At 41.7% G+C, this 19,110-nt stretch carries 16 protein-coding genes; 11 read left to right on the top strand and 5 right to left on the bottom strand.

Going from position 1 to position 19,110, the window contains the following annotated elements:
* Nucleotides 1-13: 13 nt before the first annotated feature.
* Both ACULLH_RS01350 and ACULLH_RS01345 read right to left on the bottom strand, forming a co-directional pair.
* Nucleotides 14-1,735: a SusD/RagB family nutrient-binding outer membrane lipoprotein gene (locus ACULLH_RS01350; protein WP_454086926.1), complete on the bottom strand. Its 1,722-nt coding sequence runs from the start codon at nucleotides 1,733-1,735 to the stop codon at nucleotides 14-16.
* Nucleotides 1,736-1,750: 15 nt separating this feature from the next.
* Complete coding sequence (locus ACULLH_RS01345; RefSeq protein ID WP_454086925.1) at nucleotides 1,751-4,987, bottom strand: SusC/RagA family TonB-linked outer membrane protein; 3,237 nt, start codon at nucleotides 4,985-4,987, stop codon at nucleotides 1,751-1,753.
* A gap of 381 nt (nucleotides 4,988-5,368) precedes the next feature.
* On the opposite strand from ACULLH_RS01345, the gene ACULLH_RS01340 reads away from it, so the two are divergent.
* Complete coding sequence (locus tag ACULLH_RS01340; protein WP_454086924.1) at nucleotides 5,369-7,183, top strand: sensor histidine kinase; 1,815 nt, start codon at nucleotides 5,369-5,371, stop codon at nucleotides 7,181-7,183.
* Entirely contained in the window at nucleotides 7,173-7,583 is a 411-nt protein-coding gene (locus ACULLH_RS01335) for a response regulator (protein WP_454086923.1), read from the top strand. The genes ACULLH_RS01340 and ACULLH_RS01335 overlap by 11 nt, the downstream gene beginning before the upstream one ends.
* 1 nt (nucleotide 7,584) lies before the next feature.
* On the opposite strand, the gene ACULLH_RS01330 is transcribed toward ACULLH_RS01335, so the two are convergent.
* Entirely contained in the window at nucleotides 7,585-8,340 is a 756-nt protein-coding gene (locus ACULLH_RS01330) for a TSUP family transporter (RefSeq protein WP_454086922.1), read from the bottom strand.
* Between the two features lie 78 nt (nucleotides 8,341-8,418).
* On the opposite strand from ACULLH_RS01330, the gene ACULLH_RS01325 reads away from it, so the two are divergent.
* Both ACULLH_RS01325 and ACULLH_RS01320 read left to right on the top strand, forming a co-directional pair.
* Entirely contained in the window at nucleotides 8,419-10,230 is a 1,812-nt protein-coding gene (locus tag ACULLH_RS01325) for a sodium:solute symporter family protein (RefSeq protein ID WP_454086921.1), read from the top strand.
* Between the two features lie 12 nt (nucleotides 10,231-10,242).
* Nucleotides 10,243-11,331, top strand: a complete 1,089-nt coding sequence (locus ACULLH_RS01320) for an acyltransferase family protein (protein WP_454086920.1) — start codon at nucleotides 10,243-10,245, stop codon at nucleotides 11,329-11,331.
* Nucleotides 11,332-11,365: 34 nt separating this feature from the next.
* Here ACULLH_RS01320 and ACULLH_RS01315 read toward each other — a convergent pair whose 3' ends face one another.
* Nucleotides 11,366-12,004, bottom strand: a complete 639-nt coding sequence (locus ACULLH_RS01315; RefSeq protein ID WP_454086919.1) for a hypothetical protein — start codon at nucleotides 12,002-12,004, stop codon at nucleotides 11,366-11,368.
* 29 nt (nucleotides 12,005-12,033) lie between these two features.
* Nucleotides 12,034-12,624 carry a riboflavin synthase gene (locus tag ACULLH_RS01310; protein ID WP_454086918.1) on the bottom strand — a complete coding sequence of 197 codons (591 nt, stop codon included), beginning with the start codon at nucleotides 12,622-12,624 and terminating at the stop codon, nucleotides 12,034-12,036.
* A gap of 58 nt (nucleotides 12,625-12,682) precedes the next feature.
* On the opposite strand from ACULLH_RS01310, the gene pdxA reads away from it, so the two are divergent.
* The 7 genes from pdxA to ACULLH_RS01275 all read left to right on the top strand — a co-directional run bounded on the left by pdxA (nucleotide 12,683) and on the right by ACULLH_RS01275 (nucleotide 18,955).
* Nucleotides 12,683-13,741, top strand: a complete 1,059-nt coding sequence (pdxA, locus tag ACULLH_RS01305) for a 4-hydroxythreonine-4-phosphate dehydrogenase PdxA (RefSeq protein WP_454086917.1) — start codon at nucleotides 12,683-12,685, stop codon at nucleotides 13,739-13,741.
* 101 nt (nucleotides 13,742-13,842) lie between these two features.
* Nucleotides 13,843-14,376: a YceD family protein gene (locus tag ACULLH_RS01300; RefSeq protein ID WP_454086916.1), complete on the top strand. Its 534-nt coding sequence runs from the start codon at nucleotides 13,843-13,845 to the stop codon at nucleotides 14,374-14,376.
* Nucleotides 14,377-14,383: 7 nt separating this feature from the next.
* Nucleotides 14,384-14,584, top strand: a complete 201-nt coding sequence (gene rpmF, locus ACULLH_RS01295) for a 50S ribosomal protein L32 (RefSeq protein ID WP_097044276.1) — start codon at nucleotides 14,384-14,386, stop codon at nucleotides 14,582-14,584.
* A gap of 173 nt (nucleotides 14,585-14,757) precedes the next feature.
* Nucleotides 14,758-15,753, top strand: a complete 996-nt coding sequence (locus ACULLH_RS01290; protein WP_454086915.1) for a beta-ketoacyl-ACP synthase III — start codon at nucleotides 14,758-14,760, stop codon at nucleotides 15,751-15,753.
* A 30-nt stretch (nucleotides 15,754-15,783) separates the two neighbouring features.
* Nucleotides 15,784-16,278 carry an acetyl-CoA carboxylase biotin carboxyl carrier protein gene (accB, locus tag ACULLH_RS01285; protein WP_454086914.1) on the top strand — a complete coding sequence of 165 codons (495 nt, stop codon included), beginning with the start codon at nucleotides 15,784-15,786 and terminating at the stop codon, nucleotides 16,276-16,278.
* Between the two features lie 81 nt (nucleotides 16,279-16,359).
* Nucleotides 16,360-17,712, top strand: a complete 1,353-nt coding sequence (gene accC / locus ACULLH_RS01280; RefSeq protein WP_454086913.1) for an acetyl-CoA carboxylase biotin carboxylase subunit — start codon at nucleotides 16,360-16,362, stop codon at nucleotides 17,710-17,712.
* 127 nt (nucleotides 17,713-17,839) lie between these two features.
* Entirely contained in the window at nucleotides 17,840-18,955 is a 1,116-nt protein-coding gene (locus tag ACULLH_RS01275; protein WP_454086912.1) for an NAD(P)/FAD-dependent oxidoreductase, read from the top strand.
* Nucleotides 18,956-19,110 lie beyond the last annotated feature (155 nt).

Here is a 19,110-nt window from a genome sequence, read left to right as displayed (position 1 = left end):
AACGATTTAAAATTTAGTTAGCTATTGGACCACTAGGGTTGTTATCCCAAAAGACAGGCTGTGTCTGATTGGGCTTTTGGCTAATGTTGGAATTGGTATTGACTGCATTGGAAGGGTAATACATTGACCTTGGGAAATCACCCGGATTGGGAGATCTATTGGGTTGTAAGGTGGTCGGATAACCGGTCCTTCTATAAAAATTATAAGGCTCTACCCCATTCCCGAAACAGGCTGTAAAAAACTGCTCTCCCAGTATATCCCATTTACCTTCCGTGGTGCCAGCATCCCAAGCGTTACCAATTGAGGCAACAAATGCATCAACTGCTGCCTGGTCGGGCGCAAATGAAAAATCTGCACTTGGATCCAAGACACTAAAGCTTTGGACCTTTGCTATTGACTTGGAGATACCACTCAACATTGCAGTTCTCGCCGCTGGCAAATCATTACCCACCAATGCTATTTCTGCAATCATAAAATCGACCCATGATGCCGTTAAAATTGGAGTGGTTCCGGCACCGGCACCGCCTTGGCCAGCTCCGACTCCTTGAAAACTATCATCATCAAATCTTCCCCCTGCTGGATATACACCCCAAGTTGTTACGAAGAAGCCATCTGGGTCACGGCCATCATTTTGACCAAAATCCCTTCCCCAATAACCATCAGGGAGGTTACAAAATGTGAATCCTCCATCGATATAATGCTGTGGTGGTGATTGCGTAGAACATCGAATAGTTTCCTGGTCTGGTGGAATCTCCTGTCCTGGAACTGCATTCGTTTGTCTATAGAAATAGTACCTGATCCTTGGGTCGTTCGAGGTCATCATCTCGTTCATCAACCAATTTGACATAAAATCAGTTGCCCCTGCCACCGCATAGTTAAAGCCATATCTTGGGTGTCTTGTATCAGGATTGGATGCACTAGTGCCTGGCCAGTTAAATTGAAAATCTTCAGAGTTATCCGAAATATAATTGCCCGAGTTGACAATGGTGTTAAAATTCGCGACCGCACTCCCATCTACCAATCGGGTTTGATAGTAGATTTTCATTTTAAGGGTATTTGCAGCTTTGACCCAGGCATTGTAATCGTTGGCATAGAAAACATCTGCACTTGGTTCTTCGGTGGCCGTTGCCCCAAAATTAACTATGGCATCATCCAAAAGGGCAAGAGCGGCCTCATAGACCGATGCACCTGAATCCAAATTAGGGTTAAGAACACCTTCCTCTCCCTGAAACGCTTCACTGTATGGAATATCACCGAAAAAGTCCACCAAACTTACAATCAAATAAGCTTCAATAAACTGACCGATGGCAACATGATGTGTTTGACCACCCTCAGCGGCCAAGGCGTTCATTAACTTGATATCTTGCAGAACACCCGTATAAGCATTGGTCCATTCATCTGTAAAATCAGAATCTTGGTAAACGGATTGATAGTTCTGGGAATTGGTATTGAAAAGAGCAATAATCCGTGTAAGTTCCATACCGTGAAGGTTAAATCCATCTCCGTTGGTGGCTCCTCCAGAGACAAAGTTGTCGTTGATATCAAAATCGGCATTACCCTCCAATTGTCTCACAAAATCCTCTTGAATGGAGTTCAAAAAGAAATCCACACTTGCCTGTTCTGGCGCCAAGGCATTTGGATCTTGGGTGATGTTTAGTTCTGTACTTTCACATCCACTGATGAACAATCCAAGGACTGCGATAGGGATAAGTATATATCTATTTAGTTTTTTCATCTTTTTCATTTTTTATTAGAATGTGGCTTTCACACTTAAACCATATCTTCTAGAACTTGGACCGTTTAAGAAATCGAACCCAACTCCGTTTCCTACACCTAAACCGGAAGTATTGGGGTCAAAACGGGCACCGTTAGGTGTATTGATGGCGTCATACCATAGGTTCTGACCGGAAACGGTGAAAACCAAGGAGCCAAACGGGGTTTTATCCAAGAATTTTTCAGGCATACTATAGGCCAGTGAAACCTCTTGTAGTCGAATTGTCGTGGCATCGTAAACTTGAAGCTCACTTGGACCAAAGAGTACATTGGTAAAGTAGAAATCCGAGTTGTTGATCTGGATATTGTTCGGTTGTCCATCGGGGCCTACACCATTCAATACAAAGGACTCTCTTCTATTCAAGGTCTCCGGAATTAATCCCCTTCCCAATAAGGTAGAAATGGTACTGGAATAGATATCACCTCCCTGGGTATAGTTCATCTGAAATCCAAATGTGAAATTTTGGAATGACAAAGTGTTCTGCAAGTTGGCGATCCAATCCGGATTTGGATCTCCTATTACCCCGTTAACAGGGTCTTGCTGGAAATTACCTTGTGCGTCCACAACCAACTCGCCATTCGCTGTTCTTTGGACCCTTGAACCGAAAAATACACCCAAAGGTTCATCTGGAATGGCAGCATTCCCTAAGTTGGCAAAACCAGAATAGATTACTTGGTCTGTATCAAGGCCCAAATCGGTAACGGTGGTCTCATACGCAGTGAAATTTAAATTTGAACTCCAATTCAAACCGTTGTCATTGCTTCTGATCCAAGTAACACCCAAATCTGCTTCGATTCCTTCACCATCTATTTCCCCCACATTGGTATCTGTGAAGGTAAAACCAGTTGCGGGATCTAAAGGTCTTCTAACAATAAGGTCTTTGGTAATTCTTTTGTACACCGAAACATCCAGGGTAATCCTGTTATCAAGAAGCGCTGACTCAATTCCGAGTTCAATTTCGGAGACTGTTTCAGGTTGAAGCCCAGGGTTTCCTAAAGTTTGCCCAGAGGTGTTGGTCACAATGTTTGTTCCAGTAGTGGTTTGATTGTCGTTGGTTACCAAAACAAGGGTCGAAGCTATCGGATACGGATTAAATGTGTTGAACCCAGCTGACGTTCCGTAACCTGCTCTAAGCTTTAAGTAATTTAGTCCATTCTGACTTTTTAATCCATCTAAGGCCTCGGTTGGAATAAAGGATAAACTGGCACTTGGATAAAATAGACTCCTGTTTTCTTTTGAAAAGTTGGAGGCCCAGTCATTTCGTCCAGATAGGGTCAGGTACAAAAAGTTGTTATAATCAAAATCCAATTGACCATAAACCCCAACCAAGTTTCTTTCCGTGAAGAACTGAACTTCCTCATTGTTCAAGAAATTAAAGTGCCTAAGCACGCCAAAAACTTGCTGGCCATCACTGGTGGTTCCGTTTTGATCAAATACCTCACGTCTTGAAGTACCACCAACATTAAATGCAAAACCAATTTTTTCCGTTAGGTCATAGTTTCCTGTTAAAACCAAGTTGTGATCCCAAATGGTATTGGTATTATTCCAGGTAGAATAAATTCCACTTAATAATCTCGCATCACCACTGTTACTGTTTACCCCACCTTTGTTTTGGAAATTTAGATTGTTTTCACTGTAATTGTCCAAACCAACACGATAGTTTAGGTTCAAATGATCATTGATATCATATCCTATACTGGCATTACCAAAAACTCTGTTGGTCTGTTGCCCTGTTCCGGAATTTGCGATAGTCCAGAGTGGGTGCTGAATACTATTGTTCTGTCTGTAATATACCGAGCCTCCCGTAATTGGGTTTTGAAAAGGGAGGGCATCAAAGTTTATACTTCTTGGTGTAAACCATAAATCCCCGAAAATAGATGATCCTGATCCTGTGGCTCCATTACCATTACTCAATGCAACAGGTGGTGAGGTAAACTTGGTCAAAGAGTAATTTAAAGTTCCCGATATGGTGAACTTGTTCGATAGTTGTGCCGATCCACCTATGGATAGATTATTTCTAACAATTGAGTTGCCTGGCGTAAAACCTTGATCTTCCAAGTGACCATAATTGGCGTTATAGGTGATTTTACCATCTTCTGAAGAACCACGTGCATTTATCGAAGTATTAATTACGGTTCCAGTTTTAAACAGGTTTTTTACACTGTCATATGGACGCCACTCGTAGCGTACGTTTGCAAATTCGGGAAATGCCTGTGGTATTCCCGTTGCGGCAGCTGCAGTTGAATACGGGTGTGGCAGAGTTCCTTGTTGATCAAAAGAACCATCATTCCCCCAACCATCAACACCTTCTCTGCTGAAGCTTGGTCCCCAGTTACTGAAGAACCAACCAAAGGCCTGGTCGAAACCATTTCCATATTCATTTTGATAATCAGGAAGCGAAGCTATTTCGTTAAAGAAAAGAGAGGTGCTTACCGTGATTTCAGACTTTTTGGAAGCTCCTTGAGAAGCCTTTCCTCCTTTGGTGGTAATCAAGATTACCCCATTCTTTCCCTGTGAACCATAAAGTGTGGCAGCAGCAAGACCTTTAAGCACGTTTACACTTTCAATGTTGTTGGGGTCCAAATCCAAAAAGCGGCTAGACCCATTATTTCCATTAATGAAATTTCCCTGTGGGTTCGTATCATTACTAAAAGGGACGCCGTCAACAATAAACAGGGCCTGGTTGCTGGTACTAAAGGAGTTTAATCCTCGAATAATAATGTTTGTGCCTGAACCGGAAAGGCCACTTTGCTGGTTGATTTGTACGCCAGAAGCCTTTCCTGTAAGAATTCTTGCAATATCACCTTCTGATTTTTGCTCCAACTGATCAGAGCCCACTTCTGCAACGGCATAACCTAAGGCTTGCTTCTCTTTTTGAATCCCCAGAGCGGTTACGATTACTTCTTGCAATGCCTGGGCATCTTCTTGCATCCGTACATTGATTACACTTTCGGACCCCACCAATCTGCGTACTTCACGCTGGCCTATGTAGGTAAACAAAAGTGTTTGTCCCTCTGCGGCCTGGATGTTGTAATTGCCGTCAAAATCGGTTTGGGAACCATTACTGGTGCCCACAACAACAATATTGACACCTGGAAGGGGCAACCCCTCCTGGTCCACGACCGTACCGGTAATCTGTTTGTTTTGGGACCATGCCGATATGGCACAAAAAAATGCCAGAGCTAACGGTCGCACTAGTTTCTTTACTTTCATAAATAAAAAGTTTTGTTAGTAATTAATGAGTTAGTGCAACTGAGAAAGGTAGGAGGAAGAAGCCTGAAGGAATAGCTAATTCAAATAATCAAAAAATGAGAACAAAACTTTATTTTGGGTAGTTGCTCGTCATTATTGGTAAGACATCTCACCGTCCTACCTTACAATTGCAACGTAAAAGAATAGAAATCGAAAGGCGCGAATGATAACGCCCATGCGGATTTACAGATTATCCGACGAAAATTGACATTTACAACATGCGCTTCAGGGCACAGAATCCCTAAAAAAGACTTGCCGCCTAAATTTTGGATAACCTGGGCAATTTGAATACTATTAGGAAATTTCCTACGTTACACTTTTACACCATAAGCCCAACCTTGAATGAAAACACAACTATCTTCGAAGTTGAATGTCGAACAACTGCCATTTCCTATTGCCATTATAAATAAGAAATTGGAGATGGAGGAATGTTCCAGCTATCTATATGATTTTTTTGGTTTTGCCGAATCTGATAAAAAACCCGCTTCATTAAGAGACCTTATTGGAGAGTTACAAGGTTCACTGACCGATCTTAAGAAAAAGAGTACCATAAAGGAACCTATAAAAGAATTCTTCACCTATATCTCTAGGCGAGGTGAGGTAAAATGGTACAAACTAGTGGTATATCCAGATAAAAAAGACCCTATTTTTTATATCCATTTTGATGAGGTTACCAAAAAGAAGATGGCTTTGGATTTTTCACTTCAAGCGGAACGAATCGCTAGAATAGGAAGCTGGGAGGTGGACTTGATAAACCACAAAATTTTTTGGTCTGATATGACCAAGGAAATTCATGAAGTAGACAAGAATTACATTCCCGACCTGGAGGGTGGAATCAATTTTTACAAAGAAGGTGAACATCGGGATCGAATCGTCAAAGTTGTTTCAGAGGCCATTGAGAAAGGAGAACCCTACGACGAAGAATTGGTGATAGTTACCGCAAAAGGGAAGGAAAAATGGGTGCGGGCGATAGGTAATGCCGAAATGGTAAATGGAAAAGCCTCCAAGATTTTTGGTGTCTTTCAGGACATAGACAAAGCAAAGAGGGAAAGTATCAGGTACCAGGTGTTGACAGATCGGATGAGAATGGCGGTTGAAAGCTCAAACATAGGGATATGGGATTATGACATTATAAATAACAGTTTGGTCTGGGACGATAATATGTATTCTTTGTACCAAGTAAAAAAAGAAGATTTTACAGGTGTGGTAGAGGCTTGGGAGAGCACAATACATCCAGAAGACAAAGAAAGGAGCCTAAAAGCAGTTGAAGATGCCATTTCTGGTAAAAAGGAATTCAATACGGAGTTTAGAATAAAAACAGCGGACGGGTCCACTCGCTATATCCTGGGACAAGGCAAAGTCTTTAGAGATGCCAAGGGGAATCCTATTAGGATGATCGGTGCCAATTCCGATGTTTCTAGAATAAAAAAGGTGGACAACAGACTAAGGGAGCTGCTGAACACTACCGAAAGACAGAATAAAAGTCTTTTGAACTTTGCCCACATTGTTTCCCACAATCTAAGATCACATTCCAGCAATCTTTCCATGCTTACCGGAATGCTGTTGGAGAATACCGTGCCGGACAAACAACAAAGGTTCATTGAGATGATCAGAATCTCTTCCGATCGTTTGGATGAGACAGTTGTGCAACTGAACGAGGTAATTAAGATACAAACGGATGACCACAAAAACTTTCAGTGGGTCAATGTAAAATCCACTTTGGAAAGTACCCTTGAAAGTATCAATGCCTTGATTGATGAAGTTGTTCCGAAAATACAAATCGATATTCCGGATATGCTGAAAGTATTTGCCATTAGACCTTATCTGTCAAGTATCTTCCTCAACCTGCTTACAAACAGCATCAAGTATCGAAATCCGAAACGCAAGCTCAATCTGAAAATCAGCACTGTTCAAAACAAAGAAGAAACCATAATTGCATTTAAGGACAACGGTAAGGGAATCGATTTGGAAAAGCATGGTGATAAATTGTTCGGAATGTATAAAACTTTTCATGGTAATAAAGATGCAAAGGGTGTTGGACTGTTCATCTCGAAAAACCAAATGGATGCCATGGGCGCCAAAATTGAAGTGGAGAGCAACGTAGATAAGGGAACAACATTCAAATTACATTTTAATAGGAAATCAAATGAAGGTTAAGAAAGTATTTTTGGTAGATGATGATTTTATATTCAGGGAAGCCGCAGAAGCTTTGATTGGCGCATCAGGACTTTCTGAGAATATCTGCCATTTTCAAAATGGGTTAGAGGCATATGAGGCTTTGGTTTCTTTGGCTGAAACACCACATGAATTACCGGAGATTTTGTTGTTGGATATAAATATGCCCGTAATGAATGGCTGGGAACTTCTAGAAGAATTAAAGCGGGCGGATAGCATAATAAGGGAACAGGTGCATATTCATATTCTTACTTCATCCATCGCTCCAGAAGATTTGAATTTATCGAAGGAATATGCCTTTATAGATGGATATGTGACCAAACCACTTACGGAGGCCGATTTAAAAAAGATGGAATTGAACCTATTGGCGCAAAAGATGTAGTTTATTTGAAGAGAATCGCCACTGCGCCTATTGCCGTCACAACCAGAATGAACCTTTTATAATTTCGCTCATTTATTTTCTTGACAATGAAAATGCCCGAGAGAAGCCCTAGGGCAAGCGCGGGGAGCAACTTCAAATCAATAAGCAAAGTTTCCATTGAAACAGTTTTCCAAACAAATATGTGAAAGGGTAGTTTAAAGGCGTTGGTTATTAAATAGAGCCATGCCGCCGTGCCTACAAACTCATTTTTTGGTAAACGCATCGCCAAAAAGAAAATATTGGTAAAGGCTCCGGCCAAATTGCCGATCATGGTGCAGATACCAGCCACTATGCCTATAGGACCGGCGAAAGCCCAATGGGAAGGTACTCGTGTCGATTTTCGCCTATCCCACCAGATCAAGGTGGCCAAGCTCAAAAAAATGACAATGACCATCCCCAATTTAAACTCCTTTTCGGGCAGATCCTTCCCAATAAATACCCCGATCAAAATTCCCCCGACCATCCATGGCAAAAACCGTAAAATATACTTCCATTGGGTATGACGGTTATAATACAGTACCGCAACAACGTCGCCAACCAACAAAAGAGGCATTATCAAACCAGTGGATTCCCTTGCTCCAAAAGCCAAAGCCAAAAGGGTAACGTTGAATGTGGCCAGACCCTTCAATCCTGCCTTGGATGTTCCCATTAAAAAAGCCGCAGTTGCGCCCATTATCCATGCAACAAACGACGGTTCTGAAGTTATATGTATAACCAAAGCAGGTGTTTAGCGAACAAAACGCAAAGGTATTTCAAAAAAACTTTACCTTTAGTGACTTACCAACTTTATAACCAAATGGACATTCAAACTTTAGATTATTTTATAATCTTCGGATTCTTCGCGATTGTACTTTTCATAGGAGTATACGTTTCAAAAAAATCAGGAAAAAGCTCATCGGAATACTTTCTGTCAGGCAGAACAATGCCATGGTGGCTTTTGGGTCTTTCCATGGTGGCAACCACCTTTTCTACAGACACTCCTAACTTGGTCACCGACCTTGTAAGAACTAACGGGGTATCGGGCAACTGGGGCTGGTGGTGCTTTTTGGTAACAGGTATGCTCACGGTATTCGTGTACGCGAAGCTTTGGAGAAAGTCCAACGTAAAAACAGACCTTGAGTTCTATGAACTTAGATATGGTGGAAAAGCAGCAAGCTTTTTGCGAAAATTTAGAGCGGTTTATCTCGGGGTAATTTTTAACGTGATTACCATGTCGGCCGTAACCCTTGCAGCGATAAAAATCGGAGGCGTGATGTTGGGCCTTGAACCATGGGTGACCGTTGTTGCAGCAGGTTTGATCACAGTAGTATTCAGTGCCTTGGGAGGATTCAAAGGAGTGGTCTATAGCGACTTTTTGCTATTCTTCGTTGCTATGGCGGGAGCCATAGGGGCGGCCTATTATTTGGTTAACCTTCCAGAAGTTGGAGGAATTCAAGCCATTATAGAAAACGAAAATGTAAAGGATAAACTTAACATTGTGCCTGATTGGAGTGACAAGAAGGCAGTGATTACCCTCTTGATAATCCCACTTGCTGTACAGTGGTGGAGTTCATGGTATCCTGGTGGAGAACCAGGTGGTGGTGGCTATATCGCACAACGAATGTTGGCCGCCAAAAACGAGAACCACGCGATAGGGGCAACCTTCTTTTTCAATATTATGCATTATGCCCTAAGACCATGGCCATGGATTTTGGTTGCTTTGGCTTCTTTGGTGGTATATCCTGACATTGCCAGTATCCATGAAGCCTTCCCAAATGTTGCAGAGGATAAACTAGGTCATGATTTGGCTTATTCGGCGATGTTGACAAAACTGCCAAGTGGATTGTTGGGGGTAGTTTTAGCCTCTTTGGTAGCGGCTTATATGAGTACAATTTCGACCCAATTGAACTGGGGATCGTCATACATCGTTTTTGACTTTTACAAACAACAGATCAACCCTAATGCCTCTGAAAAGCAGATGGTTGCCGTAGGTAGGATTTCAACCGCTGTATTAATGGTTTTGAGCGCATTTTTAGCGCTTGCCATGCAAAATGCGATGGGAATCTTCAATCTATTGCTGTCTTTTGGAGCAGGAACCGGTCTTATTTTCATCTTAAGATGGTTCTGGTGGCGAATAAACGCATGGTCGGAGATTACGGCGATGTTTTCATCGGGGATTTTAGCCATTCTTTTGGAGACGACATCCTTGAGAGAAGTCCTTTTTGGAGCAGAAAACGGATTGTTTCCAGATTGGGGGGAATTGCCATTTATAATGGTGGTGACTTCCATTATTTGGTTAACGGCAACCTTCGTGACGCAACCTGAAACCAAGGATGTGCTTAGAAGTTTCTACAAAAAGATACAACCAGGAGGTCCTGGCTGGTCCAAGGTTGTTGATGAAGCCGAAGCCGACAATGTGGAAATTGTTCATTCAAAAGAGAAGTGGAGTGTTCCTTCCGGGCTGGTAGCAATGCTATTAGGTGTTGTATTGATTTATTCCACAATGTTTGCAACGGGATATTGGATTTATGGCGAAACCAATTTAGCATTGATTTTGACCGCTGTTGCCCTTGTATCAGGAGTTTTTCTCATCAGGGTATGGAACAAGATTAAGGACACCATTTTATAAAATGTAAGCGCCATGAAAAACAGGGTATTATCGGTCGATATTTTTAGGGGAGCCACCATCGTTTTAATGATTTTGGTAAATACCCCCGGGACTTGGTCCAATGTGTATGCTCCTTTGTTACATGCAAAATGGCACGGTTATACCCCTACGGATTTGGTATTTCCTTTTTTCCTTTTTATAGTAGGAACCTCTATTGTTTTTGCCTATCAAAACAAAGAAGCAAATGCTTCGACCTATAAAAAGATTTCTATCCGGGCGTTAAAGCTTATCGGGCTCGGACTTTTTCTTGGTGCGTTTACCATTAGTTTTCCGTTTATAAAGGAATTTGCTCAAATAAGATTCCCTGGCGTGCTTCAACGTATTGGAGTGGTATTCTTTTTTGCAGCCATTCTTTTCTTGAATTTGGATTGGAAAAAACTAATTGCGACGGCGATCTTTCTATTGGTTGGATATTGGCTTTTAATGGCATTTGTGCCCGTTGAGGGGGAGGCATCCACCTTTGAAAGGGCTCCAAACAACTTGGCCAATTATCTTGATGTGCAATTATTTGGCACCCACAATTACAGACCAGACTATGACCCCGAAGGATTTTTGAGCACTGTTCCCGCTATTGTAAGTTCTATTCTGGGGATTTTCACAGGTTTGATACTACGATCCGAACAGCAAAAAAAGACAACCATCCTATTCGGTTTGGGAGGGTCACTTTTGATTATCGGACATCTCTGGGATTTGTTCTTCCCAATTAATAAGGCGCTATGGACAAGCAGCTTTGTTTTGGTAACGGCAGGTTGGGCCAATGTGGTTTTGGCATTGATTTACTATTTGACCGATGTAAAAGGAATAAAATTCGGAAGTATATTTCGATACGCCGGAGCCAATGCGATTGTAGTATATTTCCTTTCCAGTTTTATCGCTAAGCTATTTTATTCAATAAAAGTGGATGAAGAAACCTCCCTGCACGGATGGCTTTTCAATAAGATTTATGTACACGATTTTCTGTCGATGGAGTTTTCTTCGTTACTCTACGGATTGAGCGTGGTTGCCTTTTATTGTCTGTTGGCTTATATCCTTTATAAAAGGAAGATTTTTATCAAGGTTTAAACGCTAAAGAGGTGGTAAGCTTGTATCAGTGGCGTTAGCCTTCTGGGTTATGGGGTGCTAATTTCTTTATAACCTTTTCTACACGCTTTCTTTTAGTTTCTTTCTCAATGTCGCCAAGTCTTGATTTAAGCGTTTTGGTAAAAAGAGCTTTGTTGTTGTCGTTGATTATGGGGATTGCCCTTTCCGCATACATGGGTAGTTGATTCGTAGGACTTTTTAGCAGTTGCTCAATCAATAAATGAAATGCATCATCTGAATATGCTTTAATGGAACATAGTTTTATTAGGATGTTCATGGCATGGTCTTTAGTGATGACAGATCCTTTGTCCGCTGCGGAAAGAATTGTGGGCAGCGCTGCATAAATCTCCTTTGGTCGTTCGCCCGCAATGGTCCCCAAAGCGGTCATTGCTCCCCATTGAAGCCTGTTGTTTTTGCTGGTCAGTTGAGCAATAAATTCATTGATGTGGTCAGAAATAAGTTTTGGTTCTTGCTCTCCAATTTCATAAAGTACCTTGATACAATCGTTTTGAATGGCTTTTTTGTCGGAAAGGTTTTCCACCAGTTCTATGACAGCTGCTTTATCTTGAGCCAAAACAATTTCCTTGGCCAATTCTTGATTGGGCACTTCGTCTCCTCTGTTAAGGGAGGAAGCTAATTTTTCAATTACACTCATTTTACCAGTAAATTTTTTGGCAGATACAGCTATTGCCTGATTTCAAGCAACCTTGCCACATATTTTCCAATAACATCAAACTCTAGGTTTACACGTGTTCCTTCTTTGTAGGAATGAAAGCGCGTGTGTTCATGGGTATATGGGATAATGGCCACACTGAAACTATCTTTTTTGGAATCGACAACCGTTAGGCTTACCCCATCCACGGTAATGGATCCTTTTTCTATGGTGACGTTGTTCAATTTGGAATCATAGGCAAAACCATAGATCCAGCTACCATCCTTTTCCTCGACCGAAATGCAATTGGCGGTTTGATCTACATGTCCTTGGACGATATGGCCATCCAAACGGGCCCCAAGCGTCATAGCACGTTCTAGATTGACCAAGTCCCCGACCTGTAAATCCCCCAAACTCGATTTGTCAAGGGTCTCCTCGATTGCCGTTACTGTATACGAATCATTCCCTATGGCAACAACAGTTAGACATACCCCATTGTGGGCAACACTCTGATCAATTTTTAACTCCTCCGTTATTTTCGAAGTTATGGTGATGTGCAAATTTCCACCTTCGTTTTCCAGCTTGGCAACCTTTCCCAAAGTCTCAATGATACCTGTGAACATGAATCTTTTTAATTAAGTAGTTTTGCAGTGTAAATGTAGCCATAACGGCAATGATTATATGAAGGAAAAAGGAAAAATTAGGCTCGGGATCTCAATCGGGGATTTAAATGGGATAGGATGCGAAGTAGCATTGAGAACATTTGAAGACTCCAGAATGTTGGATTTTTGTACTCCTGTGATTTTTGCATCCAACAAGACCATATCCCAACAGAAATCTGATTTGGGAATAAATGTTGGGTTCAATGGAATTCGCGAAGCTTCCCAAACTGTAGATGGCAAGATAAATGTGGTCAACGTTTGGAAGGAAGCTCCAAAGATTGAATACGGACAAGCCACCGAAGAAGGTGGCAAATATGCTATCAAATCGTTGCGGGCAGCGGTCACTGCACTTAAAAATGACAAGATTGACATTTTGGTGACGGCACCGATCAATAAAAACAACATCCAAGCAGAGGATTTTAAGTTTCCCGGACATACAGATTTTTTGGCCCAGGAATTGAAAGGGGAAAGCCTAATGTTCATGGTTACCGACGGCTTAAGGGTTGGTCTGCTCACCGATCATATTGCAGTTAAGGATGTTGCCGAAGCAATTACCCCGAAACTGATTCGGGATAAGGTAGAGACCATGGAGAAATCCTTAAAAATGGACTTTGGTATACGACGACCAAAAATTGCCTTGCTTGGTATTAACCCCCATAGTGGTGACAATGGTACCATCGGTGAAGAGGACGATAAAATTCTAAAACCTGCCATCGAGGAATTGTTCAATAAAGGCACTTTGGTATATGGGCCTTACTCAGCGGACAGCTTTTTCGGCTCCAATTCCCATCATAATTTTGATGCCATTCTCGCCGCATACCATGATCAAGGGTTGATTCCGTTTAAAACACTTTCCTTTGGAAAGGGTGTAAACTACACGGCGGGACTGGATAAAGTGCGTACTTCTCCAGACCATGGAACCGCTTATGAAATCGCCGGAAAAGGCAAGGCGGACATTGGTTCCTTCAAGGAAGCCGTATTTGTGGCCATCCAGATTTTTAGGAATAGGAAAGACTATATCGATCTAAATAAAAATCCACTTCAAAAGCAAAAGACAAAAAAGCCTGTTAAAAGTTAAAGACTGGCGTCAGATTTATTTGAATTGGATTGCAGTTTTCTAAATAAGTAGTATCTTTGCCCCCGCCTTTAGAGGCTGGTACACAAACCTTAAGTGTTGAAATGATGAAGCAGAAGGAATTTTATATTCCGTTTACGGGACTAAAATTAGGGAAGCACAAGTTTGAGTATCAAGTTGACAATACGTTCTTTGAATCTTTTGAATACCAAGAATTTAACGCAGCTTCGATAGGCGTTACCGCCATATTGGAAAAATTGAACAATATGATGGAGCTCGATATTGAAGCCAACGGAACGGTGAATGTGGATTGTGACCTAACGGGTGAACCATTTGACCAGCCCATTGACGCAAAACTGCATCTCGTTATCAAGTTTGGGGAAGAATATAATGATGAAAATGATGAAATTTTGATCATACCCCATGGCGAGCACCAAATCAACGTTGCACAATACATTTATGAAATGTTGGTGTTGGCCGTACCTCCGAAAAGGGTACATCCCGGAGTATTGGACGGAACGTTGAAATCTGAAATCTTGGACAAGCTGGAAGAATTACAGCCAAAAGAAAGCAAAGAACAAACTGAGGGCACCGATCCCAGATGGGACGATTTAAAAAAGTTACTAACGGACAAATAGGTATACAATGGCACATCCTAAAAGAAAAATATCAAAAACTAGAAGGGACAAAAGAAGAACCCATTACAAGGCCACCGCGCCTACGATTGCCAAGGATTCAGTAACAGGAGAAATGCACCTGTTCCATAGAGCACATTGGCACGAAGGAAAATTGTACTACAGAGGACAAGTTTTGATTGATAAGACAGAGGAGGAAACTGCTGCCTAATCCGAAACATTCCAAAAAATATATGACTCCCGTTTTCAACTAACGGGAGTTTTTTTATGGAATAAGGCTAATTTCAAAAACAATGCAATTTTAGGTCAAAAGTCATATAAAATGACTAATTTTCACCGCTTTTGCGTCAAATATGGGCGTTTTTGACAAAAAAAGACACTAATATGAAAAAAACAACAGCAGCAATTACAGCTGTGGGAGGGTATGTTCCCGACTTCGTTTTATCCAACAAAGTGTTGGAAACCATGGTGGATACCAATGACGAGTGGATCACTACGAGAACAGGAATAAAAGAACGTAGGATCCTGAAAGGGGAAAACAAAGGAACTTCATATTTGGCGATTAAAGCCGCGGAAGATTTAATTCAGAAAAGTGGTGTGGATCCAGCGGAAATTGATTTTGTTTTGGTTGCCACGGCCACACCTGATATTCCGGTTGCGGCCACAGCTGCTTTCGTAGCCTCGGAAATAGGTGCGGTAAACGCTTTCTCTTACGATCTTCAGGCTGCATGTTCCAGCTTCTTGTATGGCATGTCCACCGCTTCTAGTTACATTGAATCTGGTAGATATAAAAAGGTGCTCTTGATTGGAGCGGATAAAATGTCTTCCATTATCGACTATACCGACCGAACCACCTGCATCATTTTTGGAGATGGGGCCGGAGCCGTTCTTTTTGAACCCAACGAGGAAGGACTGGGCTTGCAAGATGAACATCTGCGCACAGATGGTGTGGGACGTCAATTCCTAAAAATTGAAGCTGGGGGATCTATCTTGCCAGCGTCGGAGGAGACCGTAAAGAACAAACAACATTTTGTGTATCAAGATGGAAAATCCGTGTTCAAATTTGCGGTTTCAAACATGGCGGATGTTTCTGCCTTGATTATGGAGCGCAATGGATTGACCCATGAAGATGTGAACTGGTTGGTTCCCCATCAGGCCAATAAGCGAATTATTGACGCTACGGCCAATAGAATGGGATTGGATGCGGACAAAGTAATGATGAACATTCATAAATATGGTAATACCACCTCGGCAACGCTGCCGTTGCTGCTTCATGACTATGAGAAGCAATTGAAAAAAGGGGACAATCTTATTTTTGCCGCCTTTGGGGGAGGATTTACCTGGGGATCCATTTATTTAAAATGGGCATATAATTCGTAAATTAAAAACTAACTGACTAAATCATATTCCATGGACATTAAGGAAATTCAAAGTTTAATCAAGTTTGTCGCCAAGTCTGGCGCTAGCGAGGTAAAGCTGGAGATGGAGGACGTTAAAATAACGATTCGCACAGGAAGCGTAACTTCTACTCCGGAAACTACCATTGTACAACAAATTCCTATGGCGCAAGCTCCGGCCGTACCGGTTGCCCAAGCGCCCGCAGTGGCTGAACCAGCCGCCCCAGTAAAGGAAGAAAGCCCTGCAAGTGCAGCGGATGACTCTAAATACATTACCATTAAATCTCCAATTATCGGAACGTTCTATAGAAAGCCTTCTCCTGACAAACCAACATTTGTTGAGGTGGGAAGCACCATTAATCCTGGTGACGTTCTTTGTGTGATTGAGGCAATGAAGCTTTTCAACGACATTGAGTCCGAGGTTGCTGGAAAAATTGTGAAGGTATTGGTTGAAGATTCATCTCCTGTAGAATTTGACCAACCCTTGTTTTTGGTTGACCCCTCTTAATTCAAACTACAATACCCAAACTCCAAATACCAACAATCTGTTTCAGAATTTGGAATCTGGGCATTGAAAATTCAAGGAATTATGTTTAAAAAAATATTGATTGCGAATAGGGGCGAAATCGCACTTCGAATTATTCGAACGTGTAAGGAAATGGGCATCAAAACTGTTGCTGTTTACTCCAAAGCGGACGAAGAAAGTCTTCACGTTCGGTTCGCTGACGAAGCTGTATGCATTGGCCCGGCACCAAGTCACGAGTCCTATTTAAAGATACCAAATATAATTGCCGCGGCAGAAATCACCAATGCAGATGCAATTCACCCAGGGTATGGATTTCTTTCAGAAAATTCCAAATTCTCGAAAATCTGCAAGGAACATGAGATAAAATTTATCGGTGCTTCCGGGGAACAGATTGATAAAATGGGGGATAAGGCTACGGCCAAAGAGACCATGAAAAAAGCGGGAGTTCCATGTGTTCCTGGCTCTGATGGTCTTCTAAAGGACGTAGCTGATGCCAAAAAGACCGCGAAGAAAATGGGCTATCCCGTAATGATCAAAGCTACCGCTGGTGGTGGTGGAAAGGGAATGCGTGCCATTTGGTCAGAGGATGAAATGGAGAGCAACTTTGAAAGTGCCGTGCAAGAAGCAACCGCTGCGTTTGGCAATGGTGGAATGTACATGGAAAAGTTAATCGAAGAGCCACGTCATATCGAGATTCAGGTTGTGGGCGACCAATACGGAAAAGCCTGCCACCTGTCTGAAAGGGATTGTTCAGTTCAGCGTAGACACCAAAAATTGACCGAGGAAACACCATCTCCATTTATGACTGACAAATTACGGGAGGAAATGGGTGCTGCGGCGATAAAGGCGGCGGAATATATCAAATATGAAGGCGCGGGAACGGTAGAGTTTTTGGTGGATAAACACCGAAACTTTTACTTCATGGAAATGAATACCCGTATCCAGGTGGAACACCCTATTACGGAACAGGTTGTTGATTATGATTTGATTCGTGAGCAGATTTTGGTAGCTGCGGGAGTTCCAATTTCAGGAAAAAACTATCTTCCAAAGCTTCATTCTATTGAATGTAGAATCAATGCGGAAGATCCGTATAACGATTTTAGGCCATCTCCTGGGGCAATTACCACCTTACATACACCTGGAGGACATGGCGTTCGTTTGGATACCCATGTGTACAGTGGCTACAAAATTCCACCAAACTATGATTCCATGATCGCAAAATTGATAACCACTGCCCAAACAAGGGAAGAGGCGATCAATAAAATGCGAAGGGCATTGGATGAGTTTGTAATAGAGGGAATTAAGACCACTATTCCTTTCCACAGACAGTTGATGGATCATCCAGATTATTTGGCTGGAAACTATACCACCAAATTTATGGAGGATTTTGAAATAGATCCAAAATACCAAGATTAAATCAGCCCCGATGAAAGTCGGGGTTTTTTATTTGCCAAAAACTAAAGAAGACACTCCGACTAATTTTGTGGGAGCACTTAAAATGATTCGGGAAAATTTATGAACTTCGTGTCAGACCGAAACGCCAATGGAACTCAGTTATTGGGAAAATAAGACATGGTTGACCGATGTGGATTTCACGGTTATCGGAAGTGGAATTGTTGGGCTCAACTGTGCTTTGCACCTAAAGGAAAAGTACCCCAAAAGCAAGATTCTAATTCTTGAAAAAGGAATATTACCACAAGGAGCCAGCACCAAGAATGCTGGATTTGCTTGTTTTGGAAGTATTTCAGAGCTTTTGTCAGATATGAATAGACATAATGAGGAAGAGATCTTTCAACTCGTCAGAAAACGATGGGAAGGGATTAAACTTTTGCGAAAGCTTTTAGGTGATAAAGAGATAGGTTTTGCTCTACATGGAGGGCATGAACTTTTTCTAAAAAATGACCAAACTTTGTATGAAAGATGTTTGGACGGAATGGATAAACTCAACGAATTGTTGAAACCAATTTTTGGCGAGCAACCTTTCCTTAAAACGAGAAATTTATTTGGATTTGAAGGTATTTTCGATGATTATGTTACCCACAAATTCGAAGGACAATTGGATACGGGAAAGATGATGGATACCTTGCTTCAAAAAGTACTAAAGAATGGGGTCCGAATTTTAAATGCCGTGGAAGTAACCGGTTTTGAAGATTCGAAGAGCGGTGTTTCCATCCAAACCGATTCTTTTTCTCTCAATAGCAAAAAGGTGTTTGTGGCCACCAACGGATTTGCCGCTAAATTGCTGAAGAACGAGACCATTTTGCCGGCAAGGGCCCAAGTAGTAGTAACCAAACCCATAAAAAACCTGAACATAAAGGGAACCTTTCATTTGGATGAAGGCTACTATTATTTCAGAAACATAGATAACCGTATCCTGTTTGGAGGTGGGCGAAACCTTGATTTTAAAACTGAAGAGACCATGGAATTTGGTAGCAGCCCATTGATCCAAAAGAAATTGGAACAGTTACTGGAAACCGTGATTTTACCAAACCAATCCGTTGAAATAGAACAGCGATGGAGCGGTATCATGGGAGTGGGCAAACAAAAAACGCCAATTGTCAAATCAGTGTCAAATAATGTCCATTGTGGTGTCCGTTTGGGAGGAATGGGTGTTGCTTTGGGCAGCCTAATCGGAAAGGAATTAGCTGAATTGGCCTAAACCGCAATCTTTGATTAGATTTGAAATGACATCCATCGGTTGGACACGAATTACACTAATTTTCTCGAATATTTCAGGGGAAGTATGATTCGCGAAGCGTGCAATAATATCCTTATTTTGATATATGAACTATTATACAAAAGGTCAATAACTCT

The organism is Flagellimonas sp. 2504JD4-2 (assembly GCF_053642935.1).
The sequence above is the reverse complement of the archived record's forward strand: the minus strand, read 5'-3'. Positions and strand labels throughout refer to the sequence as shown.